We start from the raw sequence: 23273 nt of genomic DNA on the forward strand, positions 1-23273 counted from the left end.
GAACTTAACTCCGCGACTATTCGTCGTAGGTGACTTCCACCGAATCAGATTCCGGGTGAGATTGACAGGCCAGAATTAGCCCCTCGTCGAGATCCTGCTGCTCGAGCACGTCGTTGATCTCCATGCTGACTTTGCCGCCCTTCAGCGTGCAGGCACACGCCCCGCAGTGGCCTTCCCGGCAGGAGAACGGCGCATCGAGGCCCTTGGCGAGCAGGACGTCGAGCAGTTTGGCGCTGCGCGGCCACGACACAGTGTGGGTTTCGCCGTCCAGCTCCACGACCGCGGTGGCCGGCGGCTGGTCGCCCTCGTCGGTGTCCTCGATCGTCACCGCGGCGAACGGGTCGGACTCCAGTGACTTGAACACCTCGATATGCACCTGTGGCGCAGGCACTTTCAGCGATTCCAGTGCCTGGCGTGCGGCGTCCATGAACGGGCCGGGCCCGCAGATGAAGGCGTGCCGGTCGGTGAACGGCGTGGCCAGCCTTGCCAGTGCGGCCGCGCTCGGCAGCCCCTGCAGCGATTCCAGCCAGTGCAGCACCGTGAGCCGGTCGGGATACTTGGCCGCCAGGTCGCGCAGCGCATCGGCGAAGATCACCGAGCTTTCGTCGCGGTTGGCGTAGACCAGCGTCACCTGCCCGCCGCCCTCGGAGAGCGCCGACTTGCAGATCGACATGATCGGGGTGATCCCGCTGCCCGCGGCCAGCAGCAGGAAGTCCTGGTCGAGCGTCTTCGGGACGAAGTTGCCCGACGGGGCCAGCACGTGGATGCGCATGCCTGCCTTGGCGTTGTCGCACAGCCAGTTGGACGCGTACCCGTTCGCGGTGCGCTTCACCGTGACCGTGAGCGCATCACCCGTAAACGGCGAGCTGCACAGCGAGTAGCAGCGCGCCACCGAACCGGTACGGTCGCTAGGCACCCGCAGGGTCAGGAACTGGCCCGGCGCGTAGCGCAGCCGCTCCGGCGGGATCTCGGGATCGCCCGACGCGTCGGGCACCGCGAACACCAGCGAGCGCGCGTCGTCGGTCTCCGCGACGACCTCGGCGATCTGCAGCTCGAGGACGTGGTCGCCGAGCGGCTCGTCCAGATCTGCTTCCGTCAAGACCCGCCCTACCTTTCTGACAACTAGAACATGTTACAGAAAACCCGATTTATATCGCTACCAGGCGCAGGAATACCGTGCTCGACACAAATCAGAACATGTTCTAGTCTGCTGTGTAAGTCCACTGAGTAGTCCAGCCCAGGAGGCAAACCTAAGTGACGTCCATTCAACAGCGTGATGCGCAGTCGGTTTTAGCGGGGATCGACGATCTGCTTCCGAAGATCAGGGAGCGCGCTCAGGCGACAGAGGACCTGCGCCGGCTGCCCGATGAGACCGTTGCCGAACTCGACGAGGTCGGCTTCTTCACGCTGCTGCAGCCCGAGCAGTGGGGTGGTCTGCAATGCGATCCCGCACTGTTCTACGAAGCGGTGCGGCGGATCGCCAGCGCATGTGGTTCCACCGGCTGGGTGAGCTCGATCATCGGCGTGCACAACTGGCACCTGGCCCTGTTCGACCAGGAGGCCCAGGAGGAGGTCTGGGGCGAAGACCCCAAGACCCGGGTCTCGTCCTCGTATGCCCCGATGGGTGCCGGCGTGGTGGTCGACGGCGGCTATCTGGTCAGTGGGTCCTGGAACTGGTCGTCGGGCTGCGATCACGCCACTTGGGCGTTCCTCGGCGGACCGGTGATCAAGGATGGCCGGCCCGTCGACTTCGGCAGCTTCCTGATCCCGCGCACCGAATACCGCATCGACGACGTCTGGCATGTCGTCGGCCTGCGTGGCACCGGCAGCAACACCGTCGTCGTCAAGGACGTCTTCGTGCCGCGGCACCGCTTCCTGTCCTACAAGGCGATGAACGACGGCACCGCGGGCGGGTATGAGACCAACACCGCAGCCGTTTACAAGATGCCTTGGGGCACAATGCATCCCACCACTATCTCGGCTCCGATCGTCGGGATGGCCTATGGCGCGTACGATGCACACGTCGAGCACCAGGGCAAGCGGGTGCGAGCCGCATTCGCCGGTGAGAAGGCCAAGGACGACCCGTTTGCCAAGGTCCGCATCGCCGAGGCGGCCAGCGACATCGACGCCGCCTGGCGGCAGCTGAGCGGCAACGTCGCCGACGAGTTCGCGCTGTTGTCGGCCGGCAAGGAGATCCCGCTCGACCTGCGCACCCGCGCCCGGCGCGACCAGGTGCGTGCCACCGGGCGTGCGATCGCTTCGATCGACCGGCTGTTCGAGGCGTCCGGTGCCACGGCTCTTGGCAATGACCAACCGGTGCAACGGTTCTGGCGCGACGCGCACGCCGGCCGGGCACACGCGGCCAACGATCCCGAGCGGGCCTACCAGATCTTCGGGAACAACGAGTTCGGGTTGCCGCCCGGCGACACCATGGTCTAGCCGTGACGGCTATCGAGGAACTGACATTCGAGTCCACCTCGCGCTTCGCCGAGGTGGACGTGGATGGGCCGCTGAAGCTGCACTACCACGAGGCGGGCTCGTCCTTTAAAGGCAACGGCCAGACGATCGTGCTGCTGCACGGCGGCGGGCCTGGAGCGGCGAGTTGGACGAACTTCTCGCGCAACATCCCGGTGCTGGCCGAGCAATTTCATGTGCTGGCTGTCGATCAGCCCGGCTACGGGCTTTCCGACAAGCGCGCCGAGCACGGGCAGTTCAACCACTACGCGGCGCGGGCGCTCAAGGGTCTCTTCGACCAGCTGGGCCTGGGACGTGTTCCGCTGATTGGCAATTCGCTGGGCGGTGGCACCGCGGTTCGGTTCGCGCTCGACTATCCGGACCGGGCCGGGCGCCTGGTGCTGATGGGCCCCGGCGGAGTGAGCGTCAACCTGTTCGCGCCTGACCCGACCGAGGGCGTCAAGCGGCTCGGGAAGTTCTCCGCCGAGCCCACCCGCGAGAACCTCGAGGCGTTTCTGCGGGTGATGGTCTACGACCAGAAACTGATCACCCCCGAACTGGTCGAGCAGCGCTTCGCGTTGGCCAGCACGCCAGAATCGCTGACGGCGACGCGTGCGATGGGAATATCCTTCGCCGGCGCGGATTTCGAGCTCGGCATGATGTGGCGCGAGGTGCACCGGCTGCGCCAGCCGGTGCTGCTGATCTGGGGCCGCGAGGACCGGGTCAACCCGCTCGACGGCGCACTGGTCGCGCTGAAGACCATTCCCCGGGCACAGCTACACGTTTTCGGGCAGTGTGGGCACTGGGCACAGGTGGAGAAGTTCGACGAGTTCAACAGGCTCACCATCGATTTCCTGGGAGGCGCGCGATGAGGATTCGCTCTCTGGGCTATCTGCGTATCGAGGCCACCGACATGGCGGCCTGGCGCGAGTACGGGCTGAAAGTCCTCGGCATGGTCGAGGGCAAGGGCGCCACCGAGGGTGCGCTGTATCTGCGGATGGACGATTTCCCGGCCCGGCTGGTGATCGTCCCCGGCGAACAGGACCGGCTCATCGAATCCGGTTGGGAATGCGCGAATGCCGCGGGCCTGCAAGAGATCCGGAACCGGCTCGACGTCGAGGGCACGCCGTACAAGGAGGCCACCGCCGCCGAACTCGCGGATCGTCGGGTGGACGAGATGATCCGGTTCGCCGACCCGTCGGGCAACTGCCTGGAGGTCTTCCACGGCGCCGCCCTCGAGCACCGCCGCGTGGTCAGCCCGTACGGGCACAAGTTCGTCACCGAGGAACAGGGCCTCGGACACGTGGTGCTGACCACCCGCGACGACGAGGAGACGCTGCACTTCTACCGCGACGTGCTGGACTTCAAGCTGCGCGACTCGATGCGGCTGCCACCGCAGGTGGTCGGCCGTCCCGCGGACGGCCCGCCGGCCTGGCTCCGATTCCTGGGCTGCAACCCGCGTCATCACAGTCTGGCCTTCATGCCCGGACAGACCCCTAGCGGCATCGTGCACCTGATGGTCGAGGTCGGCGAGGCCGACGACGTCGGACTCTGCCTGGACCGTGCGCTGCGCAAGAAGGTGCCGATGTCGGCGACGCTGGGCCGCCACGTCAACGACCTGATGCTGTCCTTCTACATGAAGACGCCGAGCGGATTCGACATCGAATTCGGTTGTGAGGGAAGGCAAGTCCAAGACGACGATTGGATCGCCCGGGAGAGCACCGCGATCAGCCTGTGGGGCCACGACTTCAGCGTCGGCTTCAAGGGTTAGTTTTCGAAGCCATGGGGGCCCCGCCGATCGACCCGCGCACGTTCCGCCATGTGCTGGGCCAGTTCTGCACCGGCATCACGATCATCACCACCGTGCACGACGACGTTCCGATCGGCTTCGCCTGCCAGTCCTTCGCGGCGCTGTCGCTGGACCCGCCGCTGGTCCTGTTCTGCCCCACCAAGGTGTCGCGATCGTGGCAGGCCATCGAGGCCAGCGGCCGGTTCTGCGTCAACATGCTGACCGAGAGCCAAAAACACGTCTCGGCCCGCTTCGGGTCCAAGGAACCCGACAAGTTTGCCGGGATCGACTGGCATGCCTCGGAACTCGGCTCGCCGATCATCGACGGCTCGCTTGCCCACATCGACTGCACGGTGGCATCCGTGCACGACGGCGGCGATCACTTCGTGGTCTTCGGTGCGGTGCAATCGCTTTCGGAGGCGCCCAAGATCAAGCCGCGTCCGCTGCTGTTCTACCGCGGCGAATACACCGGGATCGAACCGGACAAGACCACGCCGGCGCAGTGGCGCGACGATCTGGAAGCGTTCCTGACTACCACGACGCAGGACACTTGGCTGTAACTGTTTCAGCCGCGCGTCCCGCGATACGTCTCCTGCCGGACAGCTTCGACGTCCGTCGCCGCATCTAACGACTCCGCCGACCGCGCCTTGTCGCTGTCCTCCGCGGGTGCCTCGTCGTCGCGGCCCTTCTTACCGGTCCTCGGGTCGATGCGATCGGCGTGATCCCATCGCTCTCGAAGTTGCTCGCGCGATGCCGCGGCCTCGCTTTGATGCTCGGCCGCATGCTCGGCCAGCCTGGCGGCTTCGGCCGCCTTGACCTCGGCCTCGGCTTGTGCGGCACGGGCCTTGGCGGCTGTTTCCTGGGCGAGCGCTTCGCGGCGTTCGACCTTGGCCGACTCCAGCCTGGCGTGCTCCCGAATCTGTTCGGCCTGCCGATGCCGGCGCCTCCGGGTCGCGCTGACGGCCACGATCACCGCGGCGATCAACACAAGTGTTGCTACTAGCGCGATCACAATCCATAGGGTGTTGTGCGTCATCAGGGGCTCCGTATCTGTGTGGTGGCTTTGGCTGCAGCCCGTCCCCTCTCGGTTCCCCATATTTGACACATATAAAACAACGGAGGCGTTGCCCCGAAATCGAGTGCTGATGTTGTTCGGCGGCGGGACAAATGTTTGGGAGCGCGGAATTTTGGCAATGTATTTCGCCATGCCCGCACCGGCTGCCCGGGTACTGGTGGATTTCTCGAGGCCCGCAGATCGGTGATGGGTTCCCGGTGGCCCGTTGAGGGGGCGGGCCACCGGGCCGATCCGTTTTTACGGATCCCCATATTCGACATATATCAAACAAGGCGCGGACGTGCCAGGGCAGCACGGAATTTCCCGCAGCCGCGCCAACGTCTAGCGTGCTCGCTGGGCGGTTCTGCAGTTCGGGGTTAGTGCCAATTAGTGGTTTCGGTGTTGGCGTCCGCACGCTTGACGGTCCCGAATGCGTTGACCCAGTCGGCGTCGTCTGAGTACACGTCGAGCAGGGGCTCGGCGTCGCGCTCGTCGAACGCCTTCAGCAACGTGAGCGGCGTCTTGCCGATCGCTTCATGTTCCGCGGACGGTCAACTCGGAGAAATCGGTCGCTACATGAAGTCCAGCGCCTCGACGGTCGCGATCGGGCCTTCATGCGTCGGCCGATTCGCGCCACCGATGACGTAGACGGTGTTGCCCACCGTGGCCACCACCTCGGCGTGGCGCGGCGTCGGCATCGGCGGCAACGTACTCCACTTCGCTTCGGAGATGTCATACATCTCAACAACATTGAGCACCCGGGTCGGTTCCTCGCCGCCGACCGCCAGAATCCGGCCGTCGATGTAGGTCGCGCCGTAGCTTCCCCGCGGCGTCGGCATACCCACCAACTTGGTCCATTGACCGGACTGTGGGTCGAACCGCTCCAGCGCCGCGGAGTTCTTGTCCGAGGACAGGAACCGTCCGCCAATCGTGTACACGTAAGTGCCATCGGAGACGGCAGCGAGGTGCTCCCGGGGAGTGGGCATGTCGGCGGCTTCCTTCCACGAGCTGCCGTCGAACACCTCGGTTTGCGGAACGAGCTGCTTGGCGTTCTGACCGCCGACCGCGACGAGTTTGTCGCCCACCACCGCGGCGGCCGGCGCCGCACGCGCATGCGTCAGCGACGGTAGCTCGACCCAGTTGCCGCCGCGCAGGGCGAAGACCTTGTTGGACCCGTCGGCGATGTTGTCGCTCGCGCCGCCGAGGATGACCACCTCACCGCGGTAGGTTGCGGCCGCGGCATGGTGCAGCGGGACGGGCAGCGGCGGTCCGGCTTCCCAGGCACCGGTCTTCGGGTTGAAGCTCTCGACCGTCTGCAGCGCGACCCCGTTCTGCAGACCGCCCATGATCCAGATTTTGCCGTTGAGCACCGCCCACGCCATCATCAGCCGGGCGGTCGGCGCGTCCGGCAGCGAACGCCATTGTGCGGCCGGCTGGATCTTGCGGGCCGGCAGTTTCAGCACTTCCGCCGTCGACGTGGGATCTTTATCGCCGACGGTGCTCGACCCGCCGATCGCGTAGACGGATTTCTCGACCGCCGCGACCGCCATGCCGTGCCTTGGAGTCGACATGTCGGGCAGCCCGGACCATGTCTTGCTCATCAGATCGAACACCGAAACGCTCTTGAGGACCTGACCCCCGGAAATCCCTCCGACGGCGACCAGCCGGCCATCGGTGATGGCGACGCCAAGATCGCAGCGCGCCTGGGGAAGTGGGGGCAACGTCGTCCAGGCTTTGGCGATCGGGTCATACGCCTCGACGTTCACCTGGTCGGAGTCCCCGGTGGTACCGCCCACGATGTAGACGAGCTTTCCGTCCGACGCCGCCGCCAGCTGTTGGCGCGGAGTCGGTATCGGAGCGCCGAGGCTCCAGGAAGTGCCGTCGAAGACTTCGGTCGTGCTCAGCAGCGCGCCGTTGGCGTCGACGCCGCCCGTGACGACCAGGCGGTCACCCGCCACCGCGGCGGCCGCTCCCGCGCGGGGCTGCAGCAGCCGAGGCATCTCCACCCAGTGACTATTGATGACCCGCCAAACCTGATCGGTGGCAACGCTTTTGCCGCCGACGGTCTTGAAGCCGCCGAGCACCACCGGGTTGCCCTGCCAGGCGACCGCCACCCTTCCAGCTGTCGATGACGGGGTCGTAGCCTTCTTGCAGTGCCGTAACGGCCCCGTCGCTGCGAACCCCGCCGAAGACCCAGATGGTTCCGTCGACCTGCGTCGTCGCCGCCTCAACGCGCGACACCCGATCGTTGGTGATCGGCTTCCACACCACGGGTGCCTGCGTGGTCGGTTGGCCCGCGACGGGCTGAGATTTTTGCTTGTCGGGCCCCGTCGCGAAGTAGAGGCCGCCGGCGACCAACAGCACGACGACAACGGCGACGCCGGCAGTCAGCGCGACACGATTGCGCTTCTTGCCGGGCTCGGCGAACCACTCCCGCACCTTGACCAGAAACGGCTTGCGCCACGACGGCGGCACCGAACCGGACGACGCCGGCTGCCCGGGACCGCGCGGTGGGCTGATTCCGGAGCCGCCGCTCGCCGCCGCGGCGCCCGGCTGCACCTGGGTTTCCGCACTGTAAGCACCCCGCAAGATGCTTGCCGCTTCGGCGAACTCCGTTGGATCGGGAGCTCCTGGCTGCAGCTTGGGCGAGGCGCCGCCGATGACATCGCTAATCGGCCGGGTGGGGCCGGGGTCGGCGGCCGGGCGAACGGAGCCGGGGACAGTCGACGTCGTGCCGTCCGGTGCCGACGCGACTGCGCCGGAAGCGATCGATGTTTCCCCGCCGACGCCCGCCTGGGTGTTCAGCGTGCGTCCCGATTCGGGTGCGGCGGTGATCGCCATCGAATCGGGCCGCAATCCACAGAGCTTCTGTGCGGACTGCAGTTCGCGGCCGAACTCCGCGGCGGACGCGGGCCGTTCCGCCGGATCGATTGCCATCGCATGCTCGATCGCCGCGCAGACCGCTTCCGGGATTCCTTCCGGACGCATATCGGGAATCCGTGTGGTGCTGATGCGCAGGTACTGCGGACGAGATCCTCGTCGTTCTTGCGTTCATGTGCGGCCCCGCCCGCGATCAGCGCATAGATCGTCGCCCCCAGCGAGTAGAGGTCGGACGCGACCGTCGCCGGCTTACCGGTCATGACCTCGGGCGCGGTGTAATCGATTGTGCCGGAGAAGAACCCGGTCGCGGTTTCATAACCGCCTTCGATGTGAGCGATGCCGAAGTCACTCAGCAGCGGCTCGCCGTAATCGCTGACCAACACGTTGGCGGGCTTGATGTCGCGGTGCAAGGTGCCGCTGCGGTGCGCGGTTTCCAGTGCTCCGCAAAGCTTTACGGCGATACGCAAGGCCTCGGGCCAGGCGGTCGGTCCTTCGCGACGCAACCGGACTGCCAGGGAATCCGAGGACATGTAGGGCATCACGATGTATGGCCTGCCGCTGTCGGTCACGCCGACGCGGAGAATGTTGACGATGTTCGGATGCCCCGAAAGCCCGCCCATCGCATAGCCTTCACGCAGAAAGCGCTCCCGGCTCTCGTCGTCTATGTGCGACGGCAGCACCTTGATCGCGACATTGCGCCCCAGCGCCGTCTCGTAGGCGCAGTAGATCACTCCGGCGCCGCCCCGGGCGACTTGGCGTGCGTCCTCGAATCCAGCGTCGGACAATTCCGCGATGATGCCGCTTGGTGGCGACGCGTCTGTGGGGGACCCCTCACCCATATTCTTGGCGCTCAACTTCCCCGCGATTGTCGAATTCGCGAGCTCAAGAGTATCGCTAAGTACCTGCTCGGGGACATGATTCGGGCATGATCAATCGGCGCGAATCCGCCCGGGGCCGCTCGGTGCCGGAGCCGAAGCCGCGAAACGCTCAGCAAAGGCGTCCTGAACAGCCGGAGCTAGGTGAAATCCAGCGCCTCGACCGTCGCGACGGGACCCTCGTGCGTGGGGCGATTGGCGCCGCGCTTGCCGACCCGCGCGAGCGTTGTCGGATCCGGCCTCGGCCAATTCCTCCGGGTGACCCCGCGCCACTGACGCCGGGCTTGGGATCTGGGTGTATCTGCCACGGCGGCCAACCTCCTGCGTGAGCGCGACTCGCGGGCCCAAGCGCAACTAAGCCCCGACCCTTCGAGCGCGTCAGCGGAACGGTCTGGGCGAGGCACAAACTTAATCCAAACACCTTCTGTCGCCTTGGGTTTCCTGTCGGTTAACCCTCAGACAGAATGGGAGCCATGACACTGGATCTGGCTGCGTACTTCGACCGCATCAACTATGGCGGTGCCGTCGAACCGACCCTCGAAGTACTGCAGGGTCTGATGACTGCTCACACCCGGACCATCCCGTTCGAGAACCTGGATCCGGTGATGGGCGTACCGGTCGGCGACCTGGGGCCAGCCGCCCTGACCGACAAGCTGGTGCACCGGCGCCGGGGTGGCTATTGCTACGAGCACAGCGGGTTGCTCGGCTACGCGCTGGCCGAAGTCGGCTATCGGGTGCGCCGATTGACCGGGCGGGTGATCTGGATGCTGCCGCCCGACGCGCCGGTGCCGGCGCAGACCCACACGGTGCTGGCGGTGACGTTCCCCGGTTCGCAGGGGTCCTATCTCGTCGACGTCGGCTTCGGCGGCCAGACCCTCACGTCGCCCATCCGCTTCGAGATCGGCAACGTCCAGGAGACCATGCACGAGCCATACCGGCTTCAGGACCGCGGTGACGGCCTGGTGCTGCAGGCTCAGGTCCGCGACGAGTGGCAATCGCTGTACGAATTCACTACCCAGACCCGGCCGCAGATCGACCTGACGATGGGTAGCTGGTACGTCTCGACAAACCCCGCCTCGCACTTCGTGACCGATCTGATGGTCGCCTTGGTTAGCGACGACGCGCGGATCAATCTATCCGGCCGCAACCTGGCCATCCACCGTGCGAGCGGGACCGAAAAGATCGTTCTCGACGATGCGGGGGCGGTCGTCGACGTGCTCGGCGAGCGGTTCGGCATCGATATCGACGACGTCGGCGGGCGCGGTCGGCTCGAAGCCCGCATCGCCACCATTTTCGCCAATGAGCGGTGAATCGCCGACGTGCGCCGGTTTGCAAGGAAACGTTTCGTCCACGGTCCCGTTGACCGAAAAACAACTGTTCAAAATGGTCGTTTGGCAAATGCGGCCGTGTCGTCCCGATGTTTCGACCAGCGCACGAGCAGTGATTAATGCGCCGAAAGTGCCCCGATCGTGATCTCCGCCATAGCGAACCGGTGCGGCGAATAGCACATGCGCCTATTAATCTGTTCTACCGTGAGTCGGGATCTTTGTTTGGATGACGTTGTGCCTAGCAAGGGGGATGTGGACGCTTTCGTGTCTCACGAGCGGGCAATCGTCGTACCCGATGGTCTGACGTTGACGTCGTATTTCGACAAGAACCGTGCCGAGCACGGGGACAGTCCGGCGTACCGCTTCCTTGACTACTCGCACGAGCCGGATGGGCGTCCGGTGGTGCTCAGTTGGAACGAGCTGTGGGCCCGGGTGTGCTCCATCGGCGCCCGCCTGCAGCAGGTCACCCAGCCGGGGGATCGAGTGGCGATCCTGGCGCCTCAGGGCCTTGACTATGTAGCTGCCTTCTTCGGCAGCGTGTACGCGGGCAATATCGCGGTGCCGCTGTTCGCGCCGACCATGTCCGGGCATGCCGAGCGGTTGGCCGCGGTGCTGGAAGATGCGCAGCCGGCCGCGATATTGACCACGACCGCCGTCGCCGAGTCTGTTCGCACCTTCATCCGGACGCTGGCGCCCGCCGAACGCCCGCGAATGATTGCGGTGGACGCGCTGCCGCAGACTCTCGGTTCGATGTTCACCGGCCCGAAACTGCGCACCGACGACATCGCCTACCTGCAATACACCTCGGGCTCGACCCGATCGCCGGCCGGCGTGGAGATCACCCACCGGTCCGTTTACACCAACGCGATGCAGATGGTCATGAGTGGTGGGCTGGACGTGGACGTCCGGACGGTGAGCTGGCTCCCCTTGTTCCACGACATGGGGCTGATGATGATCATGTTCACGGCGTTCTTCGGCGCGCACGTCACGATCATGGATCCGATGGCGTTTCTCCGGCGGCCCTACCGCTGGATCAAGCAACTGGGCATCGAGTCCACCTACGGCCGCACCTTCGCGGCGGCGCCGAACTTCGCCTTCGAGCTGACGTCCGAGCGAGGCCTGCCCCCGGCGGGCGAGACTCTCGACCTCAGCAACGTCGTCTGCATCCTCAACGGGTCCGAGCCCGTCACCATGTCGGCCATCGAAAAGTTCACCAACGCGTTTGCTCCGTACGGTCTGCCCGCGAACGCGGTCAAGCCGTCCTACGGAATGGCCGAGGCGACGCTTTCGGTGGCCAGCATCTCCCAGGAGGCCGCAGCCAGCGTAGTCTACCTCGACCGTGAGCAGCTCGGCGCCGGCCACGCGGTGATCGTGTCGCCCGAGGACCCCAACGCGGTCGCACAGGTTTCGTGTGGGCAGCCGATCCCCGATCAGTGGGCGGTGATCGCCAACCCCGACGGCGCCGAGGTACCCGACGGCACCGTGGGCGAGATCTGGCTACAAGGCGTCAACGTCGGCCGCGGCTATTTCGGCCGCAAGGAAGAAACACGACGCGTCTTCGGCAACAAGTTGCAGTCCCGGCTCGCCCGCGGCAGCCACGCGGAGGGCGCCGCGGACAACGGCTGCTGGCTAGCGACCGGTGATCTCGGCGTCTACCTCGACGGCGAGTTGTACCTGACCGGCCGGATCAAAGACCTGATCATCATCGACGCCAAGAACCATTACCCGTTCGACATCGAGACCACGGTCAGCGACTGTTCGCCCGCCATCCGCACCGGCTATGTCGCCGCCTTCTCCGTCCCCGCCGACGTCCTCGGGTCTCCCGATGGCGGCTCCGGGGAGCAGCTGGTGATCTTGGCCGAGCGGGCGGCGGGCGCGGGCCGTACCGATCTCGGATCGATCGCCGACATTGTGCGGGCAGCCATTTCGCGCAACCATCAGGTCCGCGTTGCCGATGTGCGGCTGGTGGCTGCCGGCACCATCCCCCGCACCACCAGCGGCAAGCTCGCCCGCAATGCTGCCCGGGCCGAGTTCATCGCGGGCAAGTTCAACCGCTGACCGACAGCCACGGCCCCATACGGCGCAAGGCTTCTTCGATGTCGCTCGTCGGTCCGGCGAACGACAGCCGGACGAATCGGTTGCCCCGCCTGGTATCGAAGTCGATGCCAGGAGCGATCGCAACACCGGTGTCGGCTAGTAACTTTGAGCAGAACGCCAACGAGTCGTCGGTGAAATCCGAGACGTCGGCGTAGACGTAGAACGCGCCGTCCGTCGGTGCCAGCCGGTCGACCCCGATACGGGGCAGCCCGTCCAGCAGCAGCGAGCGGTTGACCGAGTAGTGGTTCAGGTTGCCTTCGGCTTCGGCGGTCGCCTCCGGAGTGAACGCGGCCACCGCGGCGATCTGTGGCAACACCGGCGGGCAGATGGTGAAGTTACCGGTCAGGCAGTCCACCGCGCGGCGCAGCTCGGGCGGCACCAGCAACCAGCCCAGCCGCCAGCCGGTCATCGCGTAATACTTGGAAAAGCTGTTGACCACCACAGCATTTCGCGAAGTATGCCAGGCGCTGCTGGTTTGCGGAGCTCCCTCGTAGACCAGCCCGTGGTAGACCTCGTCGCTGATCAGCTGGACCCCGGACGCATCACACCACGACGCGATCGCCGCCAGCTCTTCGGGCGGTATGACCGTGCCGGTGGGATTGGCCGGGCTGGCGACGATGACGCCGCGCACCGGCGGGTCGAGTTCGGCGAGCATCTGTGCGGTGGGCTGGAATCGGGTTTCCGGACCACACTCGATCTCCACCACCTCACATCCCAACGCCGACAGGATGTTTCGATAGCACGGATAGCTTGGGCTGGCCAGCGCCACCCGATCCCCGACGTCGAAGCACGCCAGAAAAGCCAGCAGGAATCCGCCCGAGGAACCCGTGGTAACGACCACCGCGTCGGATTCGACGGAGATACCGTGCAGTCGTTGGTAATTCGCCGCGATAGCGGCGCGCAGCTCGGGAATGCCCAGGGCCACGGTGTAGCCCAGCTGGTTGGCTTGCACGGCTGCCGCAGCAGCCGCCCGGATCGGCTCTGGAGCACCCACGCTGGGCTGCCCCGCCGAGAGGTTGACCAGATCGCCGTGGCTGCGCTGGCGCTCCGCGGCCGCCAGCCAGACATCCATCACGTGAAATGGCGGGATGGCGGCGCGCATCGCGACGGAGGCGTTCACGACGTTTCGAGCACCTCGGATTCGAGTTGGCGCAGCAGCTCTCGCGGGGAGTCGAGCAGCTGGGCGCTGCCGTGCGCACGCTTGAAATACAGGTGCATGTCGTGTTCCCAGGTGATCGCGATACCCCCGTGCAGCTGGATGGCTTCGCCCGTCACAGTACACAGCGCGTCGGTCGCGGCCAGCCGAGCCGTTGCCGCGTTGGTCGGCGTGGGGTCGTTGCAGGCGTCGGTCACCACGGCTTTGGCCGCGGCGACCGCGACATACAGATCGGCCATCCGATGCTTGAGCGCCTGGAAGCTGCCGATCGGCCGGCCGAATTGCACACGGCTCTTGGTGTATTCGACCGTCAGTTCCAGACAACGTTCGGCGGCCCCGATCTGCTCGGCCGCCAACAGGATGGCCGCCGTGTGGGCAAGGCCGGGGTCGGGCCCCAACGCGACCGTGTCCTCGGGTTGGACTCGGGCCAGCCGCCGGGTGGGGTCCATCGGGGTCATCGGCTGCGCGCTGAACCGGGTCCATCTGCTCAGCTCGCCGTCGGCCGCGGCGACGACGACGTCGGCGATGTCGCCGTTGACGACGTAGTCCGCGTCGAGCACCAGTGCCCCCATCGAGCTGCCCGCGGCCAGCGCTTCCAGCGTTTCGTCGTCCGGCTGGGGGGCGGCCAGGAGCGCGAGCTCCGCCAGTGTGGTGCCCAACAGCGGGGAGGGCACCAACGCGCGGCCAAGCTCCTGCAGAACCGTTGCGGCGTCAGCTAATTCACCGCCAGCCCCGCCCAGCTCCTCGGGTATCACCAGTGCGGCGGCGCCGACTTGTTCGCACAGTAGTTGCCACAGCGACTCGTCGTAGCCGCGCTCGGATTCGATCGCGGTACGGACGGCCGCGGGTTTGGCGTGCTTGGTGACCAGCGCCGCGACGGTATCGCGCAGCAGCTCCCGTTCTTCAGTCATGGCGCCGCTCCTCTCCATTACTGCGTGCTGCATCGTCGCCGGCGCAAGTCACAGTGCCTCCAACACGCGGCGCCGGTGTGCCTCCGGCGTGCCCCAGGCCGCCCGCAGCGCCTGCACCCGCAGCAGCCATAGTGACAGGTCGTGTTCCTGGGTGAAGCCGATTGCGCCGTGCGTCTGCAACGCCGAGCGGGCGGCCAGCAGGCCGGCGTCGGACGCCGCGGCTTTGGCCGCGCTCACGTCGCGCGCAGCATTTGCATCGTCGGCCAGCGAAAGCGCGGCGCCGTACACCAGCGGGCGAGCCAGCTCGATCGCGATGTGCACATCGGCCAGCTTGTGCTTGATCGCCTGATAGGAGCCGATCACCCGGCCGAACTGGGAGCGCTGTTTGGCGTATTCCACGGTGTCGTGCAGCAGTGCCTCGGCGGCACCGACCAGCTGCGCCGCGGTGGCCAGTGCGCCGAACTCGTAGGCGCGCTTCACATCTGCCTGCCAGGTCGCGCCGCCTGCCGTGACGTCGTACAGGCGCCGGCTGGGGTCGACGGACCGGTGGCACTCGCCCGCGGCGGCCTCGCTGACGCTCCCGTCGCTTGCCAGCAGCACCAGTCCGGCGGCTTCGGCGTCCACTGCGCGCGGGGTGTGCGGCGACAGCGCGACCGTGGCGATCAGTTCACCGGAGGACAACCCGGCGCTGCGTTCGTCGTCGCCGAGCAATATCGGTGCCACGGCAATGGATTCGGCGACCGGGCCCGGCACGCACCAACGCCCCAGGCGTTCGAGCGCTACCACCAGGTCTACCGGGTGGGCGTCGAGGCCGTCGTATTTCTCCGGCACCGCCAGCGCGGTGACGCCCAGGTTGGCGAGCTGCTCCCACACCTTCCGGCCGGGCGCGACGTCGCCGTCGGACCACGCACGCAGCGCGCCGGGCAGATCCGCCGCGCCCAGGGCCGCGTCGATGCTGGCCGCGAAGTCGCGCTGCTGCTCGTCGAGCGCAAATTTCACTTCTTGCCTCCGGACTTTTCGCGCGGCAGGCCCAGCAGCCGCTCGGAGATGATATTGCGCTGAATTTCGTTGGTACCGGCATAGATTGGGCCGCCCAGCGCAAACAGCAAGCCATCGGTCCACGGCCCGGCAAGTTCCCCGTCGGCGCCGCGCATGTCCAGTGCGGTCTGATGGATCGCCACGTCCAGGTCGGACCAGAACACCTTGGTCACCGACGATTCGGCACCCAGCTCGCCGCCGGCTGCCAGTCGGGTCACCGTGCCGAAGGTCTGCAGCCGGTAGGCCTGCGCGTTGATCCAGGCGTCGGCGACACGGTCCGCAAAGGCATCGGGCGAGCCGTTGTCCTTCCACAGCTGCACCAGGCGTTCGGCGGTCGCGAGGAAGCGGGCCGGGCTGCGCAGGGACATCCCGCGCTCGTTGCTCGACGTACTCATGGCCGCCCGCCAGCCGTCGTTGGGCTTGCCGATGACGTCCTCGTCAGGCACGAAGACGTCGTCGAGGAAGATCTCGCCGAAGCCGGTGTCCCCGCCCAACTGGACGATCGGCCGCACCGTGACGCCCTTGGCCTTCAGGTCGAACATGAAGTACGTCAGCCCGTTGTGCCGCTCCGCCGAGGGGTCGGAGCGGAACAGCCCAAAGCCCATCTCGGCGAACGGCGCCCGCGAGCTCCAGATCTTCTGACCGTTCAGCAGCCAGCCACCGTCGGTCTTGGTCGCGGTGGACCGCAACGAGGCTAGGTCGCTGCCGGACTCGGGCTCCGACCAGGCCTGCGCCCAGATCTGTTCACCACTGGCCATTTTCGGCAGGATCCGGTCCAGCTGCTCGTCGGTGCCGTGCGCGAACAGCGTCGGCGCCAGCATCGAGATGCCGTTGGCGCTGGCCCGGCCCGGGGCTCCGGCGCGGAAGTACTCCTCCTCGTAGACTACCCAGTGCAGTAGCGACGCGTCGCGGCCGCCGTACTTCTTTGGCCAGTTGATCACCGACAGGCCGGCGTCGAATAGCACTCTGTCCCAATGGCGGTGCTGGGCAAAGCCTTCCGCGTTGTCATACGACTCCGTCGGGATCGACTCGGCGTTGGCCGAGAGGAAGTCCCGCACTTCGGCCTGAAAGGCCAGGGTTTCGTCGTCTAGTGCTAAGTCCATTTCGAGTCCAATTTCAGGTCCATTCTCGCAGTTGTGGTTTGACCACCTTGCCGCCGGCATTGCGCGGCAACGCGTCGACGAACCGCACCGAACGCGGTGCCTTGAAGTTCGCCAAATGTTCTCGGGTATAAGCGATTACCGATTCTTCGTCGAGGTTCGCACCGGGCCGGATCACCAGAAACGCGCGGCCGACCTCGCCGAGGCGCTCGTCGGGAACCCCGATCACCGCGGCGTCGACCACCCCATCCATGCGGGCCAGCACCTGCTCGATCTCGGCGGGGTAGACGTTGAAGCCGCCGCAGATGTACATGTCCTTGAGCCGATCGGTGATGCGCAGGTTGCCGTTCTGGTCGAGGACGCCGATGTCGCCGGTGTGCAGCCAGCCGTCGGCGTCGATGGCCGCGGCGGTGGCCTCCGGGTCGTCGAGGTAGCCCAGCATCACGTTCGGCCCGCGAAGGAGCACCTCGCCGGATTCGCCGGGCGCGTCCGCGCCGTCAATGCGCAATTCGAAATCCGCGAACGGGCGCCCGCAGGTGGTCGCGACGGTTACCGCGTCGTCGTCGGCGCGGCAACTGGTGCCCATGCCGTTGGCCTCGGTCAGGCCGTAAGCGGTCAGCACGATGTCGATGTCGAGCTCGGATTGCATGCGCTCCACCAACACGACCGGGACCGTGGCGGCGCCGGTGACCGCGAACCGCAGCGAGCTCAGGTCGTAGTCGCCGCGCGCCGGATGATCCAGCAGGGTCTGGTAAATCGTTGGCGGCCCGGGCAATACGGTGATGCGATGCTGCTCGATCGCCTGCAGGGCGCGCAGCGGATCGAACGTCAGGTGGGGGATCAGCGTCGCGCCGGTTTGCAGGCAGGCCAGGATGCCGGCCTTGTAGCCGAAGTTGTGGAACATCGGGTTGATGCACAGGTAGCGGTCGTCGCTGCTCATTTTGCCGTTGGCGGCCCACGACGCTGAGGCCGACAGCGATTGCCGATGCGCGCACAGCACGCCCTTGCTGCGGCCGGTCGTGCCGGACGTGAACAGGATGTCGCTGACGTCGTCGGGGACGACGGCCGACGCACGTTCGGCCACCGCGTCGGTGTCCTTGCCGCGCGCGATGAACTCGTCCCAGGTGCCATCTGCCGTATCGATGGGGATCCGCACGACGTGGCGCAACGCGGGCAATGCGGCGCGGTCCAGATCGGCAAGGCGATCGTTGCCGAGGAATCGGCCCATTGCGAACAGCACCGGCGCCTCGGTGCGCGCCAGGATGTCGCCGGCCTCCGATGCGGTGTAGCGGGTGTTCAGCGGCACCATCGCGGCGCCGGCGTGGTGGATCGCCAGGCAGGCGATCACCCAATGCCAGGAGTTCGGCGACCAGACGGCCACCCGATCCCCGGCCTTGACATCCAGGGCGATCAGGGCGGCCGCCGCGCGATGTACCTCGTCACGCAGCTGGGTCGCAGTGAACGACCGATCGTCGGTGATCAGGGCGTCGTGATCGGGGAACTGCTCCACGAAACGATCCAGCGCCGCGGGAATGGTGCGGGCATCGCCGGTCATCGAGACTGCTCCTAACAAAGCAAGTGCTTGGTAGGTTAGCCTACAGGGCATGCAGGACGTCGAGGAGTTCCGGGCGGAGGTCCGCCAGTGGCTCGCCGACAATCTGGTCGGCGAATTCGCAGCGCTCAAGGGTCTTGGCGGTCCCGGACGCGAACATGAGGCATTCGAAGAACGCCGGGCATGGAATCAGCATCTCGCCGCCGCGGGTCTGACCTGTCTGGGGTGGCCGGCCGAGCACGGCGGGCGGGGGCTTTCGACCGCGCACCGGGTGGCGTTCTACGAGGAGTACGCCAAGGCCGATGCTCCGGACAAGGTCAACCACTTCGGCGAGGAGCTGCTCGGCCCGACGCTGATCGCGTTCGGCACACCCGAGCAACAGCAGCGATTCCTGCCCCGCATCCTCGACGTCACCGAGCTGTGGAGCCAGGGCTATTCGGAGCCCGGCGCCGGCAGCGACCTGGCTAATGTCGCGACGACCGCCGAACTCGACGGCGACGAGTGGGTGATCAACGGCCAGAAGGTGTGGACGTCGCTGGCGCACTGGGCGCAGTGGTGCTTTGTGGTGGCCCGCACCGAGAAGGGATCCAAGCGGCACGCCGGGTTGTCGTACCTGCTGGTGCCGCTGGACCAGCCGGGTGTCCAAGTGCGACCGATCGTCCAGCTAACCGGCGACTCGGAATTCAACGAGGTGTTCTTCGACGACGCCCGGACCGAGGCTCACCTGGTGGTAGGCGAGCCGGGCGACGGCTGGCGGGTCGCGATGGGCACGCTGACCTTCGAGCGCGGCGTCTCGACGCTGGGGCAGCAAATTCGTTACGCCCGTGAGCTTTCCAATCTCGCCGGGGTAGCCCAGCGCAACGGCGCCGCCGAGGACCCGTTCATCAGGGAACGGCTGACGCGGGCCTGGACCGGCCTGCGGGCAATGCGTTCGTACGCCTTGGCCACGATGGACGTCGAGCAGCCCGGCCAGGACAATGTGTCGAAGTTGTTGTGGGCCAACTGGCACCGCGATCTGGGTGAGCTGGCGATGGACATCGTCGGCAAGCCCGGCCTGACCCTGACCGACGGCGAATTCGACGAGTGGCAGCGGCTGTTCTTGTTCACCCGCGCCGACACCATCTACGGCGGATCCAACGAGATCCAGCGCAACATCATCGCCGAGCGGGTGCTCGGCCTACCTCGGGAAGTTCGTGGATGAGCGCTTGCGCGAAGACACAGGAGGAAGCATGAGTTTGGCCGAAGCGCCGAAAGAGATTGCCGGACATGGACTTTTGACCGGAAAGGTCGTCGTCGTGACCGCGGCCGCGGGTACCGGCATCGGCTCGGCGACCGCGCGCCGAGCCTTGGCCGAGGGTGCCGACGTGGTGATCTCCGATCACCACGAGCGACGACTAGGGGAGACCGCCGAGGAGCTGTCGGCGCTGGGTCAGGGGCGCGTCGAGCACGTGGTGTGCGACGTGACGTCGACGGCTCAGGTCGACGCGCTGATCGCCTCGACCACCGCGCGGCTGGGCCGCCTCGACGTGCTGGTCAACAACGCCGGGCTGGGCGGGCAGACGCCGGTGGTCGACATGACCGACGACGAGTGGGACCGCGTCCTGAATGTGACGCTGACGTCGGTGCTGCGCGCCACCCGTGCGGCACTGCGGTATTTCCGCGAGGCGCAGCACGGCGGGATCATCGTCAACAACGCCAGCGTGCTGGGCTGGCGGGCTCAACATTCGCAGTCTCACTACGCGGCCGCCAAGGCCGGGGTGATGGCCCTGACCCGTTGCAGCGCAATCGAAGCCGCCGAATACGGGGTGCGGATCAACGCGGTGTCGCCGAGTATCGCGCGGCATAAGTTTCTGGAGAAGACGTCGTCGTCCGAACTGCTGGATCGGCTGTCGGAGGGCGAGGCGTTCGGCCGGGCCGCCGAACCGTGGGAAGTGGCGGCCACCATCGCGTTCCTGGCCAGCGATTACTCGAGCTACCTGACTGGTGAAGTCATCTCGGTGTCTAGTCAGCACCCGTGATAGGCCGACTGGCCAAGCAAGCGCTTGGTTGATATCCTGGGCGGGTGGACCGAGTGACCGGTCAGGCGAACAGCCGGCGAGACGAGCTCTTGGAGCTTGCCGCGACCATGTTCGCCGAACGGGGTCTGCGGGCCACCACCGTGCGCGATATCGCCGACGGCGCCGGCATTCTGTCCGGCAGCCTGTATCACCATTTCTCCTCGAAAGAGGAGATGGTCGACGAATTGTTGCGCGACTTCCTGGACTGGTTGTTCACCCGCTACCGCGAAATCGTGGACAGTGAAGCCAATCCGTTGGAGCGGCTCAAGGGCCTGTTCATGGCTTCGTTCGAGGCGATCGAGCACCGGCACGCCCAGGTGGTGATCTATCAGGACGAGGCCCAACGGCTGTTGTCGCAGCCCCGGTTCGCCTACATCGAGGACATGAACCGGCAACAGCGCAAGATGTGGGTCGAGCTGCTGCATCAGGGCGTCGAGGAGGGCTGCTTCCGGCCAGATCTGGACGTGGACCTGATCTACCGATTTATTCGTGACACCACCTGGGTGTCGGTCCGCTGGTATCAGCCCGGCGGACCGCTCACCGCAGAGCAGGTGGGTCAACAATATCTCGCCATCGTGCTTGGCGGGGTCACCAAAGAAGGAGTCTGAACATGGCTGAGGCGTACGTGATTGACGCTATACGTACCGCGGTCGGCAAGCGCAACGGCGCCCTGGCCGGGATCCATCCCGTCGACCTGGGGGCCCACGCGTGGCGCGGGCTGCTTGACCGGGTCGACGTCGACCCCGCCGCCGTCGACGATGTGATCGCCGGCTGCGTCGATGCCATCGGCGGCCAGGCGGGCAACATCGCGCGGCTCTCGTGGTTGGCCGCCGGCTACCCCGAAGAGGTGCCCGGTGTCACGGTGGACCGGCAGTGTGGGTCCAGCCAGCAGGCGGTTTCTTTTGGCGCGCAGGCGATCATGGCGGGGACGGCGGATCTGATCGTGGCCGGCGGCATGCAGAACATGAGCTGGATCCCGATCTCGTCGGCGATGACGGTCGGCGAGCAGTTCGGCTTCACCTCGCCGACCAACGAGTCCAAGCAGTGGCTGCACCGCTACGGCGATCAGGAGATCTCACAGTTCCGCGGATCGGAGCTGATCGCGGAGAAGTGGAACATCTCGCGTGAAGAGATGGAGCAGTACTCGCTGACCAGCCACGAGCGCGCGTTCGCGGCGATTCGTAGCGGCCACTTCGACAACGAAATCCTCACCGTGGAAACAGAATCCGGGCCCTTCCGGGTCGACGAGGGTCCGCGCGAGTCGTCGCTGGAGAAGTTGGCCGGCCTGAAGACTCTGGTCGACGGCGGCCGGCTGACGGCGGCGATGGCCAGCCAGATCTCCGATGGCGCGAGTGCGGTGTTGCTCGCTTCCGAGCAGGCGGTCAAGGAGCACAAGCTGACCCCCCGCGCCCGCATCCATCACATCAGCGCGCGCGCGGCCGACCCGGTGTTCATGCTCACTGGCCCGATTCCGGCCACCCGCTACGCGCTGGAAAAGACCGGGCTTTCGATCGGCGACATCGACACCGTCGAGATCAACGAGGCCTTCGTGCCGGTGGTGATGGCGTGGCTCAAAGAGGTCGAGGCGGACCCGGAGAAGGTCAACCCCAACGGCGGCGCGATCGCGCTGGGGCACCCACTGGGCGCCACGGGCGCAAAGCTGTTCACCACGATGCTCAACGAGCTCGAACGCATCGGCGGCCGCTACGGCCTGCAGACGATGTGCGAGGGCGGTGGCACCGCCAACGTCACGATCATCGAGCGGCTGTAACCCGTTGAGCCGCAGTGTGACACTCACCAGTCCGTTGGGCGTTGCACTGCGGCGTTGAGTGAGCGCTTACGGCGGGCTTTTCGCCGATTTCCAGCCCTGGCGCAACACTCGGCGCAGCGGCAGTTAGCCCTCGATGAAGCTCGACGCCGCTTGTAGGTGCTCGACGGCCTCACGCACGATTGATTCGATCAGCTCGGCGCACGACGGCAGGTCCTCGAGAATACCGGCGACTTGTCCGGACGCCAGCACCCCGGCCTCGGTGTTGCCCTCAACGAGCCCGGCTTTCAACAACATTGGCGTATTGGCCGCCATCACGACCTGCGCCAGGGTCATTTCCTTGCCGTGGCGCATCGCCAGGCCGTCCTGAATCATCGACTTCCACGTCATCCCGGACATGTGCTTGAATTTCGCGGCATTGCGAACCGCTGCAGTCAAACCCCTTATTGGCGTGCCGTTTTCCAGCTTTTCAACCAACCCGGTACGCAGCACCCGGTGTGGCATGCCGTCGACGCGCTTGGTGACCACCGTGCCGTCCAGCGCCGACTCTAGATAGCGGCGCTTGACCGTGTCGGGCACCGTGGAATCCGAGGTGAGCAGAAATCTGGTGCCCATCGCGACACCGGCCGCGCCGTAGGATAGGGCCGCGGCCAGACCGCGGCCGTCGAAGAAGCCGCCCGCCGCGATGACGGGGATGCCGGTGCCCTTGACGGCGTCCAGCACCGACGGCAACAGCAGCGTGGTGGCGACGGGTCCGGTGTGGCCACCGCCCTCGCCGCCCTGCACGATCATTGCGTCGGCACCCCAGCTCGCCACCTTGTGCGCGTGCTTGGCCGCGCCGATCGACGGGATCACCACCGCCCCAGCATCTTTCAGCCGTACGATCAACTCCTGCTTGGGAGCCAGTGCGAACGACGCGACCTTGACGCCCTCGCGGATCATCAGCTCGACCCGGTCGCCGGCGTCGGCGGCGTCCGCGCGCATGTTCACGCCGAACGGCTTGTCCGTGGCGGCCTTGACCTTCTTGATGGCGGTGTCGAGCTCGTCCAGCGTCATCGTGGCCGACGCCAGGATGCCGAGCCCGCCGGCATTGGCGGTGGCCGCTACCAGGCGGGCTCCGGCCACCCAGCCCATCCCGGTTTGCACCACCGGGTGCTCGACACCGACCAGCTCGGTCAGCGGCGTGCGCAGCTTCATAGCCACCGCCGACGGTG

19 protein-coding genes and 1 pseudogene are annotated in these 23273 nt (G+C 66.4%); 10 read left to right on the top strand and 10 right to left on the bottom strand.

Going from position 1 to position 23273, the window contains the following annotated elements:
• Nucleotides 1-16 precede the first annotated feature (16 nt).
• On the bottom strand, nucleotides 17-1099 hold the full coding sequence (locus G6N54_RS21390; RefSeq protein ID WP_163791805.1) for a ferredoxin--NADP reductase: 1083 nt from the start codon (nucleotides 1097-1099) through the stop codon (nucleotides 17-19).
• A 155-nt stretch (nucleotides 1100-1254) separates the two neighbouring features.
• On the opposite strand from G6N54_RS21390, the gene hsaA reads away from it, so the two are divergent.
• The 4 genes from hsaA to hsaB are packed head-to-tail and all read left to right on the top strand — an operon-like array spanning nucleotide 1255 to nucleotide 4803.
• A complete protein-coding gene (hsaA, locus tag G6N54_RS21395) occupies nucleotides 1255-2439 on the top strand; it encodes a 3-hydroxy-9,10-secoandrosta-1,3,5(10)-triene-9,17-dione monooxygenase oxygenase subunit (protein WP_163791806.1) in 1185 nt (394 codons plus the stop codon).
• Between the two features lie 2 nt (nucleotides 2440-2441).
• Nucleotides 2442-3326: a 4,5:9,10-diseco-3-hydroxy-5,9,17-trioxoandrosta-1(10),2-diene-4-oate hydrolase gene (gene hsaD / locus G6N54_RS21400; protein WP_163791807.1), complete on the top strand. Its 885-nt coding sequence runs from the start codon at nucleotides 2442-2444 to the stop codon at nucleotides 3324-3326.
• On the top strand, nucleotides 3323-4225 hold the full coding sequence (hsaC, locus tag G6N54_RS21405; RefSeq protein ID WP_163791808.1) for an iron-dependent extradiol dioxygenase HsaC: 903 nt from the start codon (nucleotides 3323-3325) through the stop codon (nucleotides 4223-4225). The genes hsaD and hsaC overlap by 4 nt, the downstream gene beginning before the upstream one ends.
• Nucleotides 4226-4236: 11 nt before the next feature.
• Nucleotides 4237-4803, top strand: a complete 567-nt coding sequence (hsaB, locus tag G6N54_RS21410; protein ID WP_163791809.1) for a 3-hydroxy-9,10-secoandrosta-1,3,5(10)-triene-9,17-dione monooxygenase reductase subunit — start codon at nucleotides 4237-4239, stop codon at nucleotides 4801-4803.
• A gap of 5 nt (nucleotides 4804-4808) precedes the next feature.
• On the opposite strand, the gene G6N54_RS21415 is transcribed toward hsaB, so the two are convergent.
• The 3 genes and pseudogenes from G6N54_RS21415 to G6N54_RS21420 all read right to left on the bottom strand — a co-directional run bounded on the left by G6N54_RS21415 (nucleotide 4809) and on the right by G6N54_RS21420 (nucleotide 9016).
• Nucleotides 4809-5279 (bottom strand): hypothetical protein, encoded by a 471-nt coding sequence (locus G6N54_RS21415; protein ID WP_163791810.1) that lies wholly within the window; start codon nucleotides 5277-5279, stop codon nucleotides 4809-4811.
• Between the two features lie 395 nt (nucleotides 5280-5674).
• On the bottom strand, nucleotides 5675-5806 hold the full coding sequence (locus G6N54_RS31165) for a hypothetical protein (protein WP_264078242.1): 132 nt from the start codon (nucleotides 5804-5806) through the stop codon (nucleotides 5675-5677).
• Between the two features lie 63 nt (nucleotides 5807-5869).
• Nucleotides 5870-9016, bottom strand: a pseudogene (locus tag G6N54_RS21420) (Kelch repeat-containing protein).
• Nucleotides 9017-9525: 509 nt separating this feature from the next.
• On the opposite strand from G6N54_RS21420, the gene G6N54_RS21425 reads away from it, so the two are divergent.
• Nucleotides 9526-10362: an arylamine N-acetyltransferase family protein gene (locus G6N54_RS21425; RefSeq protein ID WP_163791811.1), complete on the top strand. Its 837-nt coding sequence runs from the start codon at nucleotides 9526-9528 to the stop codon at nucleotides 10360-10362.
• A 198-nt stretch (nucleotides 10363-10560) separates the two neighbouring features.
• On the top strand, nucleotides 10561-12438 hold the full coding sequence (locus G6N54_RS21430) for a fatty acyl-AMP ligase (RefSeq protein WP_163791812.1): 1878 nt from the start codon (nucleotides 10561-10563) through the stop codon (nucleotides 12436-12438).
• Here the strand turns inward: G6N54_RS21430 and G6N54_RS21435 are convergent.
• Genes G6N54_RS21435 through fadD3 form a run of 5 tightly spaced genes read right to left on the bottom strand, consistent with a single transcriptional unit; the run spans nucleotide 12428 to nucleotide 18237 of the window.
• A complete protein-coding gene (locus G6N54_RS21435) occupies nucleotides 12428-13579 on the bottom strand; it encodes a pyridoxal phosphate-dependent aminotransferase (protein ID WP_276056534.1) in 1152 nt (383 codons plus the stop codon). The two genes, G6N54_RS21430 and G6N54_RS21435, sit on opposite strands and share 11 nt — an antisense overlap.
• A 14-nt stretch (nucleotides 13580-13593) precedes the next feature.
• Complete coding sequence (ipdE2, locus tag G6N54_RS21440) at nucleotides 13594-14544, bottom strand: acyl-CoA dehydrogenase IpdE2 (RefSeq protein WP_163791814.1); 951 nt, start codon at nucleotides 14542-14544, stop codon at nucleotides 13594-13596.
• Between the two features lie 48 nt (nucleotides 14545-14592).
• Nucleotides 14593-15543 carry an acyl-CoA dehydrogenase family protein gene (locus tag G6N54_RS21445; protein ID WP_163791815.1) on the bottom strand — a complete coding sequence of 317 codons (951 nt, stop codon included), beginning with the start codon at nucleotides 15541-15543 and terminating at the stop codon, nucleotides 14593-14595.
• Nucleotides 15540-16685 carry an acyl-CoA dehydrogenase family protein gene (locus G6N54_RS21450; protein WP_163791816.1) on the bottom strand — a complete coding sequence of 382 codons (1146 nt, stop codon included), beginning with the start codon at nucleotides 16683-16685 and terminating at the stop codon, nucleotides 15540-15542. The genes G6N54_RS21445 and G6N54_RS21450 overlap by 4 nt, the downstream gene beginning before the upstream one ends.
• A 13-nt stretch (nucleotides 16686-16698) precedes the next feature.
• Nucleotides 16699-18237 carry a 3-((3aS,4S,7aS)-7a-methyl-1,5-dioxo-octahydro-1H-inden-4-yl)propanoate--CoA ligase FadD3 gene (gene fadD3 / locus G6N54_RS21455; RefSeq protein WP_163791817.1) on the bottom strand — a complete coding sequence of 513 codons (1539 nt, stop codon included), beginning with the start codon at nucleotides 18235-18237 and terminating at the stop codon, nucleotides 16699-16701.
• A gap of 49 nt (nucleotides 18238-18286) precedes the next feature.
• Between fadD3 and ipdE1 the strand changes: the two genes are divergently transcribed.
• Genes ipdE1 through fadA6 form a run of 4 tightly spaced genes read left to right on the top strand, consistent with a single transcriptional unit; the run spans nucleotide 18287 to nucleotide 22062 of the window.
• Nucleotides 18287-19435, top strand: a complete 1149-nt coding sequence (gene ipdE1 / locus G6N54_RS21460; protein ID WP_163791818.1) for an acyl-CoA dehydrogenase IpdE1 — start codon at nucleotides 18287-18289, stop codon at nucleotides 19433-19435.
• Nucleotides 19436-19463: 28 nt separating this feature from the next.
• Entirely contained in the window at nucleotides 19464-20252 is a 789-nt protein-coding gene (gene ipdF, locus G6N54_RS21465; RefSeq protein ID WP_163791819.1) for a (5R,7aS)-5-hydroxy-7a-methyl-1-oxo-2,3,5,6,7,7a-hexahydro-1H-indene-carboxyl-CoA reductase, read from the top strand.
• 44 nt (nucleotides 20253-20296) lie between these two features.
• On the top strand, nucleotides 20297-20899 hold the full coding sequence (gene kstR2, locus G6N54_RS21470) for a TetR family transcriptional regulator KstR2 (RefSeq protein ID WP_163791820.1): 603 nt from the start codon (nucleotides 20297-20299) through the stop codon (nucleotides 20897-20899).
• Nucleotides 20900-20901: 2 nt separating this feature from the next.
• Entirely contained in the window at nucleotides 20902-22062 is a 1161-nt protein-coding gene (gene fadA6, locus G6N54_RS21475) for a steroid 3-ketoacyl-CoA thiolase FadA6 (protein WP_163791821.1), read from the top strand.
• 123 nt (nucleotides 22063-22185) lie between these two features.
• Here fadA6 and ipdC read toward each other — a convergent pair whose 3' ends face one another.
• On the bottom strand, nucleotides 22186-23256 hold the full coding sequence (gene ipdC, locus G6N54_RS21480) for a (3aS,4S,5R,7aS)-5-hydroxy-7a-methyl-1-oxo-octahydro-1H-indene-4-carboxyl-CoA dehydrogenase (protein WP_163791822.1): 1071 nt from the start codon (nucleotides 23254-23256) through the stop codon (nucleotides 22186-22188).
• Nucleotides 23257-23273: the final 17 nt, after the last annotated feature.

It is taken from the genome of Mycobacterium stomatepiae, from assembly GCF_010731715.1.
GTDB lineage: Bacteria > Actinomycetota > Actinomycetes > Mycobacteriales > Mycobacteriaceae > Mycobacterium > Mycobacterium stomatepiae.